The 11,966-nt window shown below is 55.8% G+C and carries 13 protein-coding genes; 11 read left to right on the top strand and 2 right to left on the bottom strand.

Annotated features, from left to right (window positions below):
• Nucleotides 1-86 precede the first annotated feature (86 nt).
• Nucleotides 87-851 (bottom strand): hypothetical protein, encoded by a 765-nt coding sequence (locus J2I47_RS04970; RefSeq protein WP_207363453.1) that lies wholly within the window; start codon nt 849-851, stop codon nt 87-89.
• Nucleotides 852-943: 92 nt separating this feature from the next.
• Here J2I47_RS04970 and J2I47_RS04965 point away from each other — a divergent pair, with 92 nt between their 5' ends.
• The 11 genes from J2I47_RS04965 to J2I47_RS04915 all read left to right on the top strand — a co-directional run bounded on the left by J2I47_RS04965 (nt 944) and on the right by J2I47_RS04915 (nt 11,289).
• Nucleotides 944-2,035 carry a hypothetical protein gene (locus J2I47_RS04965; protein WP_207363452.1) on the top strand — a complete coding sequence of 364 codons (1,092 nt, stop codon included), beginning with the start codon at nt 944-946 and terminating at the stop codon, nt 2,033-2,035.
• Nucleotides 2,036-2,315: 280 nt separating this feature from the next.
• Nucleotides 2,316-2,819, top strand: a complete 504-nt coding sequence (locus tag J2I47_RS04960) for a hypothetical protein (RefSeq protein WP_207363451.1) — start codon at nt 2,316-2,318, stop codon at nt 2,817-2,819.
• A 30-nt stretch (nt 2,820-2,849) separates the two neighbouring features.
• The gene (locus J2I47_RS04955) at nt 2,850-3,653 is read left to right on the top strand and encodes a VOC family protein (RefSeq protein ID WP_207363450.1); all 804 of its coding nucleotides are present in this window, start codon (nt 2,850-2,852) and stop codon (nt 3,651-3,653) included.
• Between the two features lie 59 nt (nt 3,654-3,712).
• Nucleotides 3,713-5,086 (top strand): sensor histidine kinase, encoded by a 1,374-nt coding sequence (locus J2I47_RS04950; protein WP_207363449.1) that lies wholly within the window; start codon nt 3,713-3,715, stop codon nt 5,084-5,086.
• A 108-nt stretch (nt 5,087-5,194) separates the two neighbouring features.
• Nucleotides 5,195-6,157: a hypothetical protein gene (locus J2I47_RS04945; RefSeq protein ID WP_207363448.1), complete on the top strand. Its 963-nt coding sequence runs from the start codon at nt 5,195-5,197 to the stop codon at nt 6,155-6,157.
• Between the two features lie 181 nt (nt 6,158-6,338).
• Nucleotides 6,339-7,481 carry an NHL repeat-containing protein gene (locus tag J2I47_RS04940; protein ID WP_207363447.1) on the top strand — a complete coding sequence of 381 codons (1,143 nt, stop codon included), beginning with the start codon at nt 6,339-6,341 and terminating at the stop codon, nt 7,479-7,481.
• A gap of 166 nt (nt 7,482-7,647) precedes the next feature.
• Nucleotides 7,648-8,544, top strand: a complete 897-nt coding sequence (locus J2I47_RS04935) for a helix-turn-helix domain-containing protein (protein WP_207363446.1) — start codon at nt 7,648-7,650, stop codon at nt 8,542-8,544.
• A gap of 158 nt (nt 8,545-8,702) precedes the next feature.
• Nucleotides 8,703-9,011 carry a putative quinol monooxygenase gene (locus J2I47_RS04930; RefSeq protein WP_229374292.1) on the top strand — a complete coding sequence of 103 codons (309 nt, stop codon included), beginning with the start codon at nt 8,703-8,705 and terminating at the stop codon, nt 9,009-9,011.
• 5 nt (nt 9,012-9,016) lie between these two features.
• Nucleotides 9,017-10,003 carry an aldo/keto reductase gene (locus tag J2I47_RS04925; RefSeq protein ID WP_207363444.1) on the top strand — a complete coding sequence of 329 codons (987 nt, stop codon included), beginning with the start codon at nt 9,017-9,019 and terminating at the stop codon, nt 10,001-10,003.
• The gene (locus J2I47_RS04920; protein ID WP_229374291.1) at nt 10,000-10,752 is read left to right on the top strand and encodes a carboxymuconolactone decarboxylase family protein; all 753 of its coding nucleotides are present in this window, start codon (nt 10,000-10,002) and stop codon (nt 10,750-10,752) included. The genes J2I47_RS04925 and J2I47_RS04920 overlap by 4 nt, the downstream gene beginning before the upstream one ends.
• Before the next feature lie 66 nt (nt 10,753-10,818).
• Nucleotides 10,819-11,289, top strand: a complete 471-nt coding sequence (locus J2I47_RS04915; RefSeq protein ID WP_229374290.1) for a cupin domain-containing protein — start codon at nt 10,819-10,821, stop codon at nt 11,287-11,289.
• A gap of 31 nt (nt 11,290-11,320) precedes the next feature.
• Here J2I47_RS04915 and J2I47_RS04910 read toward each other — a convergent pair whose 3' ends face one another.
• Entirely contained in the window at nt 11,321-11,944 is a 624-nt protein-coding gene (locus J2I47_RS04910; protein ID WP_207363442.1) for a flavodoxin, read from the bottom strand.
• Nucleotides 11,945-11,966: the final 22 nt, after the last annotated feature.

The raw sequence follows: 11,966 nt of genomic DNA, 5'->3' as shown, positions 1-11,966 counted from the left end.
TGGGATTTGGGATTGGTTGCTTACACCAGCGTATGACTGCTCTGGCGTAAGCAACCAATCCCAAATCCGAAATCCACAATCCCAAATCAAAATACCTGATTCCTTGCCCGAAACTGGATCGTTAGTCCGGTGGAGAGGGTGGCGCTGCTGAGGGTTTTCTGGCTCGTGTGGGTCTGTTGCTGCGACACGTTGCCGCGGCGCGACTCGTGGAGCACATTGGCGAATGTGAAACGGGCCGTACTGTAGTCGCCGTTTACGTGCAACGCCACAACGGGGCTAACCCGAAAACGCAGGCTCAGGCCCATTCCGCTCGCCAAAGCCTTTGCTTCTTGATTTTCAGTGCGGATTAAGGTTTCAGTCTGGTTTAGTTTACCCTGTACGATGGTGGCAGGACAGATGGCCCAGGCTTGCCCGGCCAGGGTGCGAATATCGAGCACTAACCGGCCCAGCGGGATGGTCACGAACGGTCCGGCCATCAGGCTGCGGCTCTGCCACCGGCCCGCCTGGCCTGCTGCTGTGCTACCTTCTACATTATCATTGGGTGTTTGACTGACAGCGGCCGCCAGCGCTTTCGTGTCGATACCGTTCTGTGTTTCTTCATAACGCCCCATCAGGCCCAGCGGCCCCGCCAGCCGGTAGCCAGCCATAACGCTCCAGGTTTGTCCGCGTAGGGCAAGGCCATTTTCATCGGCATCAGCGGTTCGTTTACCGAAAGTACCCAGCGGCTGACTGGTGCCAAGCGAAAAGGACAAAAACCCGTTTTTTTGCTGGCTGTTGAAGATAAACGCTTTCTGCGCCCAACTGCTTTCAGCAGCAAGCAAGAGAAACAGAATCAGGCATATACGGTTCATAATAGCAGATAAAGGATCAGGTAAGTAACCAAGTATTGCATGCTTCTACAAAAGCAGTGCCACAATCCCTTTGACCACCGTATTTTTGACGCATGCCATCGCCCACGCCAAGCGCTATTCTTCAGCAACTAACTGACGATCAACTAACTAATCGGCCTTTTTTTGCCGACGGCCTGTTCCCGGCGTATCGTTACAATCAGTATTGGAGATACCAGCGGCCCGATCCGAACCTGTTTTTTACGGCTATCAGCGTCTTCACGCTCCAGCAGCTTCTCCCCCACCTTGCTCCTGCCGAACAAGAACGGGCCAGTGCCCTTATAGCCCGCGCTCAAGCCGCCTACGCCCTGTTTCGCAACAAAGACGGCCTGCCTACCTACAACTTTTACGGCACCAGTCCGTCGCGGCATTTTCCGTATGGCTGGCTTATGCATCGGTTCCGGCATTTTCAGTTGCCCGACGATATCGACGACACGGCAATGGTCTACCTGACCCGTGGCGGCGGACTGGTTCAACCCAGTGCCAGTGACCTTACGTTTCTGCACGAAAAGCTGGCGCAACATGCTAACGGCACGCGGCTTACCGTGAAAAACACTTTTCCTGAATACCGTTCGTTACGCGCCTATTCAACCTGGTTTGGCAAGAATATGCCCATTGAGTTCGACGCCTGTGCCCTGGCCAATATGCTCTGTTGCGTGTATGCCTACGGCCTCCCGCTAGACAAACATGCCCTGGACAGTCTGACCCTGCTGGCCGACCTGATCCGCACCAACCGTTACCGCACCGACCCGTTTCGGGCGGCACACAACTACGCCCGCCCGGCCCTGATTGCTTACCACATTGCCCGCCTTATGGCTGACCACGACCCGGAGTTACTGCGTCCCGTTCAGGCCAAATTCGTTGCCGACATGCAATCTGAACTGGCCCGAACCGCGCCCCCAATGGAGCAGATTCTGTGGGCTACGTCGCTGCTGCGGCTGGGCGAAACGGCACCGGACGTGCCTCTGGAGGGTATAGAGGCCTCTTTCGGTCGTTTTTCTTTTTTTATCGCGGGCATGCTTTCGGCCTACGAACAGCCGTGGCTTTACCGCTGGGCGCACCATCCCTTCTGGCACATCCGCTGGCGCTGCGATGCTCACTGCCGGGTGCTGGTGCTGGAATATTTGGTGTTGAGAAACAAGAAGTGAGAGATAAGAAACAAGAAGCGAGAGATAAGACACAAGAAGCGAGAGATAAGACACAAGAAGCGAGAGGTGAGAAACAAGAAGCGCGACGTGTAGTACCTGCTTCTACACCCCTTTTTTGCTGGTTCATGCGGTTGAAAATACGGTTGATACCTGTAGCCAATGGCCCTGCGTGGGGCAGGTGGCAACTTTGTCCTGTCGGAACGCGAGACCAGTTCGTTTCTCCGGCGACCTTCCTCTTTTCAACCAAACAACCCGCTCAGAACGGGAAACAACAAATCACATGAACCGTTTATTCACCTTCCTCCTGCCCATCCTGGTTGGGCTATTGGCTTCGCTGTCGGCCTGCAAAAAAGAGCAGCAAGATGTCGACCCCAACCCAAACCCGCCGGGTGGTTTTGTGGCGTCCTTTGTGGGGGTGCGCTGGCAGATGGCCAGCTTTGAACTTGACCCTCCGCAGGACCTCGACGGCGACGGTAAACCCGATAGCAACCTGCTCCAGTTTCTGCGGCCCTGCGACCTCGACAACACCGTGGTTTTTGAACGCAACGGCACCATGTCGGGCGATAACGGCAAGCTGAAGTGCGACGATGACCCGGCTACGAGTAAGCCCGGTTCCTGGACGTATGACAACACGACGAAGAAAATGAAAATCGTGGATGGCGACGACGGCACGGTGTCTGACTGGATCGTTGACGAGGCCTCGGCCCGGTACCTGAAAGTACGCACCACGATCACCGAAGACGGGCGTAGCTACAGTGCCGTTATTACCTGGAAAGCCGTATAAGATTGGCTCGTACACACACCAGCGTTACCCATGAAAATCACCCGACTTGAACTGGCCGTTGCCAATCTGCCCAGTATACACCCGTTCTATGCCCATCAGCTTGGCCTGCCTGTGCTAAGGGCCAATCAGCAGAGTGTTACGTTCCGGGTGGGCTGGACGGAATTGGTTTTCAGGCAAACAGATAAGCCGGTGGCACCTTACCACCTCGCCCTCAACGTGCCCCTGTATACCCTTGAGCAATACCAGCTTTGGTTCGACCTCCCCTACCTCAGCATCGACGAGGTAGGGGGACGGGTAGCACATTTTCCGGACTGGAAGGCGCGGGCGGTTTATTTTCGGGACCCCGGCCACAACATCGTCGAACTCATCGAACGCGACGACGCGGGCTTCGCCGCACCAGGGAACTATTTTCAGGGTGTCAGCGAGGTTGGTGTCGCCACGGCCAGCGTACCCGGCACTGCTGCCTGGCTCGCCAGCCAGTATGGCCTGACACCCTTCAGGAAGCAGGACCCCAACCCCGACTTCATGGCCATCGGTGATGATTACGGCCTGTTTGTTCTGGCCAAAACCGGTCGGCCGTGGCTGTTCACCAACACACCTGCCGCTGAACAGGATTGCGTTATACACTTCACCGACTGGCTTGGTCAGCAGCACCAGACAACGGCGGCGGCTATCCGGCAGGGCTCCGCCGGGCATCAACCGCCAACCGCCAGGCCTCACCTGTGTTGTGGTGCATGTGCTGCCCAGCGGTTGGCCGCACACCACGCTTCAACGGGCAAATTGGTTGCTTCACCAACGGCAAGTGCGGGTTGGTCGGTGTCGGCGGCTATGTAAAGGGGGCTTATGGCCTACCTTGTGGCCTATTTTTGGGCCTTAAACACGTAGCTGACCCTATGGCTTTCGACACCTGGAATGACCTGTTTGTGGGGATGGTGGCGTCTATCCTGCTGCTGAACGTTGTTCAATGGTTCATCTACCGGGAGCGTATCTACGGCCTGTATACCCTCTACATGCTCGTATGGCTGTTTTTCTACGGTGTACGCATGCCCTTGTTCAGTGACCGGGTTTCTGAAAACACCTATTCGTTTATCAAGGCCGGCTTTCCTTCGCTGGCCTATTTTATTTATTTCGATTTCGCCGACGCCTTCCTCCAGGTACGCAGGCACCAGCCAGGGCTATTCAGGCTTTTTCAGTTCGGCAAGGCCATCGTAGTGCCTTACATCGCTCTCCAGCTGTGGGTCTGTTTTCTGGCCTCGGTCTGGCACCCGGCCCTCTTCAACACGGCCCATACGGCGGTGCGGGTGACGCTGGCGCTGGTAGCCATCTACAGCATCGCCCGCCTGTTTCAGTACCGCACCATGGCCGCACGGTATTTTGTTACGGGGTCAATCTGCCTGGTTGCGGGCGGACTTACGTCGATGGTGCTCACATTCATTTACCCCGTTTTACCCGACGATATTTTCTTCTGGCAGGCACCCATTGCCTACTTTCAGATCGGCATTCTGGGCGAATTGCTTTGCTTCTCGCTTGGTCTCAGCTACCGGCAACGGCGGGCAGCCGTCAAGACTGCCCTCGTGGAGCAGGAACTGGCGCAGGAGCGCGAAAAGCGACACCGCGAACAACTCGAAAGTGAATTGTCGGTGCAGCGGCTCCGGCAGGAGATGTCGGAGGTGCAGATGCGGGCGTTGCAGGCGCATTTGAATCCGCATTTTCTCTTCAACAGCCTCAACACGCTCTCGTCGCTCATTGCCGACGACGCGGTCCGGGCCGAAGTGTTTGTCGACGAAATGGCCAGCGTGTACCGGTATGTGTTGCAAACCAACGCCCAGGAACTAACCACCTTGGAGCGCGAACTGGCCTTCATCGACTCTTATTTTCACCTGCTCGAAACCCGCTACGGTCGGGGTATTCGCCTCAACAATCAGGTCGACGCCGTTTACCTGCCTTACCTGATCCCGCCGCTGACGTTGCAGTTACTGGTTGAAAACACGGTGAAGCACAACGTTATTCTGGCCGACCAACCGCTCACCATCAGCATTTTAACCAACGAACGGGCGCAACTGGTGGTGCGCAATAATTTGCAGCGCAAGCAGGTGCGGGTGGCGTCAAACGGCGTAGGGCTGAGCAACATCCTGACCAAATACCAGATGATGGCGCAGCCCGTTCCAGTCATCGAGGAGCGGGATGGGCACTTCGACGTGACGCTGCCCCTGATCGAGCCGGCAGGCAGTAATGGCGCAACCATTGCCCCCACTGCCCACCGGTAGTTATGCCCGTTTCACCGGTCTCTACTGACGTTCCAGGGATAATGTTGTTGCCCAACCGAAGGCGAGGCAACCAACTTCGGGGAATCAACCATCACAAAGTCAAGCACAATGGCACGTCCCTACCTCCGCTCCTTCCTGCTCCTGACGGCGGCAACCCTCTGGCTGGCAGCCCGTCCACTCGACATTCTGGCCGATCTGGACATCACACCCGACGAATTGCATCAGATAACGCTCAACAACCTGACCGACACTGCGTTTCATCTGCCCCCCATTTCATATAAAGCCCGCGACATGGCCAGGCAACTGGCTGTTGGGGCGCGGGTGGAAGCAGTAAAAGCCCTGGGTAACGTGGTACGGGCCTATACCGAAACCGCCGATTTCCGCAGTCGCTACGACGCATACCTACGCAACGAATACCACGTCAGCGACGGGCAGACCCAGGCGGCTGAACAGATAGCCAATACCAGCAGCGACGCGCCCAAACAGCAGTTTAACCAGGCCATGACGCAGGTGAACCAATCGCTGGCGGGCATGGACCCGGCCATGCTGGCTATGGTGCTCCAGTCGCAGATACAGGTAACGGCCGACGAGGTGGCGCAGTCGGAGGGAGACACCAGGGCAGAGAACATGGCAAAGCTAACGCAGCTTAAAAAGCTACAGGCCCTTTCGCGCAGCAATCCGGCCGAATTCAAGAAGCAGTATCTGGCCTTCATGAACCATGATCTCGGCAAGGCTGGGGCTGGTCAGCTCAAAGAACACGAAGCCCGGCTGGCCGATGACAAGAAAAAAGCCGCCGACTATCAGCAACGTCTGGCCGATTACAAAGCGCACGCCAGCCCGACTATTGGCCTGAAGAACAAACTGCGGGGGTTCATTGCCCTGGCTGAATCGGTCGATTTCGGCGCGAAAGTGATCACGACCAATGGTCGGGCCGAGTTTGTCGACGTGGCCAATCGGCGCAAAAGCAACGAATGGAAACTGCTCTACCGCATGGGCCGGGAACCGGTTATGGCCGCCCGTGCCGTTGCTCAGCGTTGGGTGCAGGACCTCGACCGAACAGCCAGCCGATAAGCGGCCCGCAATCGGTCAGGTCGACATACGAACCAACACAGGGCATTAGCCCGTACCAAAAGCCGCTTCATAGGCGGCTTTTGTCGTTTCACCCAGGCACGCGTTGGGCACCTGGCTGATGCCAGACACCTTTGACCCATCAGACCGTGAAAGCGGCGAACAGTAAACAACAACAGCACCCATGAACCGCTCCTTACCCCGCCTCGGCCTGCTGGCCGCCCTATCGCTTACACTGGCCTGTACTACGCCCAAAAATGAGGTTGTTCCTCCCGGCGGCACCACCGGCACGCCAGTCACTACCGGAAAAACACCCTACGTCACCATCACCACCATGGCGGGGGGCGACACCAAAAAAGGGTTCGTAGATGGCAACCGCACCGCCGCCCGGTTCAATTACCCCAACCAGATGACGATCGACAAAAACGATAACCTCTACGTCATCGACCAGCGCCAGAGTTACCAGGGCGGCAGCGTAATTCGCAAGGTAGACCCGGCAGGCAACGTCACCACCTTCGCTACAGGGCTGAAATCGGTCACCGACATCTGCGTGGACCCCCGCGACGGCGTTACGCTCTACGCCATTGAAAGCGGCGACGCCATTGGGGTCTATAACGGCATTTTCCGCATTAGCGCGGCCGGCGACGTTACCCGGCTCAGCGGTGGACCGGATGCGGGCGGTGGCTACAGTTTCGGCTATCGCGACGGACCATTGGCGCAGGCTAAATTCAACACACCCACCAGCATCATTATGGACAAAGTCGGGATGATCTACATCGGCGACGCCCTCAACAAATGCATTCGCAAGGTCGACTTAAGCACCAACATGGTTTCTACGCTGGCCGGAAAACCCCAGGACTCGGCTATCTGTCAATTTGTGGATGGCAAGGGCACCGAGGCCCGGTTCTGCTCTTTGGAAGACCTCACCATCGACGACGCGGGCAACCTTTACGTACCCGACTGGGGCAACCACGCCGTGCGCAAAATCACACCCGACGGCACCGTGTCGACATACCTGGGCCTGAGCACGGGCTATTCTGCCGACAAGCCCCGCAGCAAAAGCGGCGTCTATCAACCCTACCGCGTGCAGTATGACCCGGTCAACAAACGCCTGATCGTGGTTGTGGACACGGGCACCTACATGATCATGGTCACACCCGACGATTATGTCCACAGCCTGGATCGGATACTGGCCCACGACTACGCCGACACCAGCCCCGGCACGAGCCATGCCAACTACAGCCTGGCGGTAAACTCGAAAGGCGAGTTGTTTACGCTCGACAAGTATAACCACTGCATCCGCAAGCGGGCCATCACCTGGCAATAAGCTACCCCATTCACTGTCACCGCCAACTCTTCCCATTTTGTCATGAAATTGCTCCCGATGAGTATACAGATTACGGGTTTAACTACCACTATTCCTGATCAGGCGATGCCGGAGGACAAAGGGTCGAAAAACGCGGTAATTTTGAGGTAAGCAAACCAACAGGGCTATGGATAATCTGCGACGGTTCGAGGCAGTCAGTGACTACAACGCGTTCAACAATCAGGAAACGCTGCATCCTCTGGTCAGTGTCATTGACATGTCAAAGGCAAACCCAAGGCAGTCCTCCAGCATGTATTTTGGCTTCTACGTCGTCTTTTTAAAAGATGTCAACTGCGGTGATCTGCGGTACGGAAAAGGCACTTACGACTACCAGGAAGGCACGCTGGTGTTCATTGCGCCCGGACAGGTGGTTAGCGTTGACAACACCGGGGAAATCTACCAACCCAAAGGCTATGCGCTGGTTTTTCATCCCGATCTGATTCACGGCACGGTCCTGGGGCGGCATATTCAGGAATACACGTTCTTCAGTTATCAGTCAAACGAAGCGCTGCATGTGTCCAGACGGGAACGGGACATGGTGCTGGACTGCCTGTCGAAAATTGAGTATGAGCTGGAACACGGCATCGACAAGCACAGCAAACAACTGATTGTCAGCAACATTGAACTCTTTCTAAATTACTGCGTCCGCTTCTACGACCGTCAGTTCATCACCCGTAATCACGTGCACCAGGGCATTGTCGAGCGGTTTGAGCAGTTGCTGAACGACTATTTTCAAACCGACAAACCGCAGTTGCTTGGTTTACCCTCGGTAGCCTACTATGCGGGTGAGTTGAATTTGTCGGCTAATTACTTTGGCGATCTGATCAAAAAAGAAACCGGCAGAACCGCACAGGAATACATCCAGTCGAAGGTGATCGACGTGGCCAAAGAACGGCTGTTCGACCCCAGCAAATCGGTTAGCCAGCTAGGCTACGAACTAGGCTTTAAGTATCCCCAGCACTTCATCCGGCTGTTTAAACAACGCGTTGGTCAGTCGCCCAACGAATACCGAACGCAGAACTGAGCAATGGCCGCTACAAAGCACCTTGCATGACAAACAAACGCAAAACCTTGATAAACAGCAACTTATCAGGCAGCCCTCTACAGCTGTGGCGGCTGTTTGCGGTAAGTCTGTTACTTCTGTTGAGTGCTGAACGATCTTTGGGTCAAGCTACAGGACAATTGGTACGAATCGCCAAAATCGTGGTAGACACGACTCAACTGACGTTCTATCGGGCGGCGCTTAAAGAAGAAATCGAAGCGTCGGTGCGCCTTGAACCCGGCGTTTTAACCCTGTATGCTGTGTCGGAAAAAGACCGGCCCCACCACATCACGATTCTGGAGATTTACGCAGATTCTACGGCTTACAAAGCGCACCTGAAAACGCCCCATTTCATCAAGTACAAGACCGGCACGGCGGGCATGATAACATCGCTTGAGTTGGTTGAAACGGTGCCGCTGATACCAACGATGAAAATAAAACAAGCATAAACGACATGCAAAAACGCACATTAGGAAACAGCAAATTAGACGTCTCGGCCATTGGGCTGGGCTGTATGGGCATGAGCTTTGGTTATGGTCCGGCGGCCGATACACGCGACATGATCGCCCTGATCCGGGCCGCCGTAGAGCAGGGGGTTACTTTCTTCGACACGGCTGAGGTCTACGGCCCATTCACCAACGAAACGCTGGTGGGTGAAGCCCTCGAACCATTCAAAGGGCAGGTGACGATTGCCACCAAATTCGGCTTCAACATCCAGGACGGAAAAATGGCGGGGCTGAACAGCCGCCCGGAGAACATTCGTAAAGTGGCCGAAGCCTCGATGAAACGCCTGCGTGTAGACGTGATCGACCTCTTCTATCAGCACCGCGTTGACCCGAACGTACCCATTGAAGACGTGGCGGGTACGGTGAAGGAGTTGATTCAGGAAGGCAAGGTAAAGCACTTCGGCCTGTCGGAAGCCGGGGCCGGAACCATCCGGCGGGCTCACGCGGTGCAACCTATTACGGCCCTGCAAAGCGAATACTCTCTCTGGACCCGGCAGCACGAACGCGAGATCATACCCACCATCGACGAACTCGGCATCGGCCTGGTGGCCTACAGCCCGCTGGGCAAGGGGTTCCTGACCGGTACGATTGACGACAAAGCCACCTTCGCCGAAGGCGACATTCGGAACACACTGCCCCGCTACACCGAAGAAGCCCGCAAGGCCAATCAGGCACTGATTGATCTGCTGAACACCTTTGCCGACCGCCGACAGGCAACCACGGCGCAGATTGCGCTGGCCTGGGTGCTGGCCCAGAAACCCTGGATCGTACCCATTCCCGGCACCACGAAGCTGCATCGGCTAACGGAAAATAATGGTGCGGCCGCCATTGAACTCACCGCGGCCGAACTACAGGAAATCGAGGCGGCTTCGGCGCAGATTGAGGTAGTGGGGACGCGGTATACGGAACAGATGGAAAAATCAACGGGGCTTTGATCAGCAACCGCACCCTGCCGGCCACGCCCCTTTCGCTGTGTGTTGTGGTCGCTGTCTGGCTGCTGGGCATTGGCACAATGAGTGCTCAACATACCCCAGCTCAGCAGGCCATTTTATCAGCCAAGCAGCAGCGGATTGTCGCCATTGCTGCACTGACGGCCAAAGGTAATCTACCTGCCTTAGCACCTGCGCTGGTCAGCGGGCTGGAGGCTGGCCTGACCGTCAACGAAATCAAGGAAGTGCTGGTGCACCTCTACGCCTATTGTGGTTTTCCCAGGAGTATCAGGGGGCTCACCACCTTTATGGCGGTGCTGGACGACCGGAAAAAGCAGGGCATTCAGGACGAAATAGGCAAAGAAGCAACGCCCGTTACCAACACCGGGAGTAAGTACGCACAAGGGCAACATGTGCTGGAAAGGTTATCTGGACAGCCACAAAATGGCCCCAAGCGTGGTTATGCGGCGTTTAGTCCGGAAATAGACGTGTTTTTAAAAGAACATCTGTTTGCCGATCTGTTTGGCCGTGATGTGCTCAGCTATGCCGATCGGGAACTAACAACCGTTGCCGTTCTGAGTAGCATCGGGGGCGTAGAGCCAATGTTGCAGGCCCACCTGGGGATCTGCCTGCACGTTGGCCTCACCGAGGTGCAACTCAGGCAAATGCTCGCGCTGATCGAGACCCATGTCGGTAAAGTCGAGGCAGAGGCAGGTCGAGTCGTTCTGACCCAGGTCACAGGGTCGAGGAAGTAAAAAACGGTGGCTGTCAGCTGGCCGATTTCCAGAAAAACAATGAAGAACGGAATGCTAACCTTGAGGATGGCAGCCTTTATGGTTTTAGCCCTCGTCGGTATTGAAGCAGCCGCTCAGCACCGGCCCAGTGCGTCGGGAGCGGCAGACGCTATTTTTCCAAAAGGGCAGCGCGCACCCGATGCTACATTTACCGGTACGGTTTGGGTGCAGCAGTTGATTCAGCCCGACAGCGCGTTCAACATCCCGGTCGGCTACGTAACGTTCGAGCCGGGTGCCCGGTCGTTCTGGCATAGTCACCCGGGCGGGCAGGCCCTACTGGCCATGGGCGGTATTGGCTACTATCAGGAAAAAGGAAAACCTATTCAGGTTCTCAGAAAAGGCGACGCGGTCAAGTGTCCCCCTAACATACCTCACTGGCATGGCGCTTCACCAACGGTTGGCTTCACGCAGGTGGCCATTACGCCCAACACCCCAACCGGGCGGGTAACTTGGTTACGAAAGGTGACCGATGAGGAATATAACCGGTTGAAGCGGTAAGGCAGCTTTTTGTTTCAGGCTGTCAGGTACGTCAATGGGTGTGTGTTAATACCTTTATTTTTTGCAACCATTTCGCTACTGCCGCTGCTGCTTCATCGGCTTTTTCGTCTTTAATAACCAGGTATTGACCGTCTCGCTCCACGCCGCCCCTCGTTGTAAAGCCTTCCAGCATATTGCTGTTCGGGCATAGTTCCGCTACCGTCCGGAAACTACTACCTACGCCATAGCCGGCGTTAGAATTAAACGGAACAACGGTTTTTCCCCGCAGGTCATACTGCCGCAGAAAACTCTTTATCGGCGGCGGCAACTGCATGCCCCAGGTGGGGAAGCCTACAAACACGACATCGTATTGCTGAATGCGGTCGATCTTCGTTTTCAAGGGTGGTAGATACCCTGTTTCGTTCTCCCCGGCAACCTGTTGCACCGTTGCCTGATAGTTTTTAGGATAAGGATTTTCCAGTTCAAGGGCCACCAGTTTTCCGCCTACCTGCTTGTGAATCATCTCCGCTAGTGCCCTGGTATTGTTGGTTCGCGACAAATACACAATCAAGATTTTATCAGAAGACACCGTATCAGCAACGGTGGTTATGCTGCCCGCCTGTTGGGCAGGTGAACAGGCAGAAATCAGGATAAGGAAGGGAAGCAGTAAGTGCATGTATAGAGTGGCTAAGTGCAAC

Origin of the sequence: Fibrella rubiginis (assembly GCF_017353185.1) — a bacterium.
Taxonomy (GTDB): Bacteria; Bacteroidota; Bacteroidia; order Cytophagales; family Spirosomataceae; genus Fibrella; species Fibrella rubiginis.
This window is presented reverse-complemented; position numbering and strand designations above follow the sequence as displayed.

Coding starts and splice junctions, on each gene's coding strand:
- J2I47_RS04970 (WP_207363453.1), bottom strand. CDS start 851: ATGAACCGTATATGCCTGATTCTGTTTCTCTTGCTTGCTGCTGAAAGC.
- J2I47_RS04965 (WP_207363452.1), top strand. CDS start 944: ATGCCATCGCCCACGCCAAGCGCTATTCTTCAGCAACTAACTGACGAT.
- J2I47_RS04960 (WP_207363451.1), top strand. CDS start 2,316: ATGAACCGTTTATTCACCTTCCTCCTGCCCATCCTGGTTGGGCTATTG.
- J2I47_RS04955 (WP_207363450.1), top strand. CDS start 2,850: ATGAAAATCACCCGACTTGAACTGGCCGTTGCCAATCTGCCCAGTATA.
- J2I47_RS04950 (WP_207363449.1), top strand. CDS start 3,713: ATGGCTTTCGACACCTGGAATGACCTGTTTGTGGGGATGGTGGCGTCT.
- J2I47_RS04945 (WP_207363448.1), top strand. CDS start 5,195: ATGGCACGTCCCTACCTCCGCTCCTTCCTGCTCCTGACGGCGGCAACC.
- J2I47_RS04940 (WP_207363447.1), top strand. CDS start 6,339: ATGAACCGCTCCTTACCCCGCCTCGGCCTGCTGGCCGCCCTATCGCTT.
- J2I47_RS04935 (WP_207363446.1), top strand. CDS start 7,648: ATGGATAATCTGCGACGGTTCGAGGCAGTCAGTGACTACAACGCGTTC.
- J2I47_RS04925 (WP_207363444.1), top strand. CDS start 9,017: ATGCAAAAACGCACATTAGGAAACAGCAAATTAGACGTCTCGGCCATT.
- J2I47_RS04915 (WP_229374290.1), top strand. CDS start 10,819: ATGGCAGCCTTTATGGTTTTAGCCCTCGTCGGTATTGAAGCAGCCGCT.
- J2I47_RS04910 (WP_207363442.1), bottom strand. CDS start 11,944: ATGCACTTACTGCTTCCCTTCCTTATCCTGATTTCTGCCTGTTCACCT.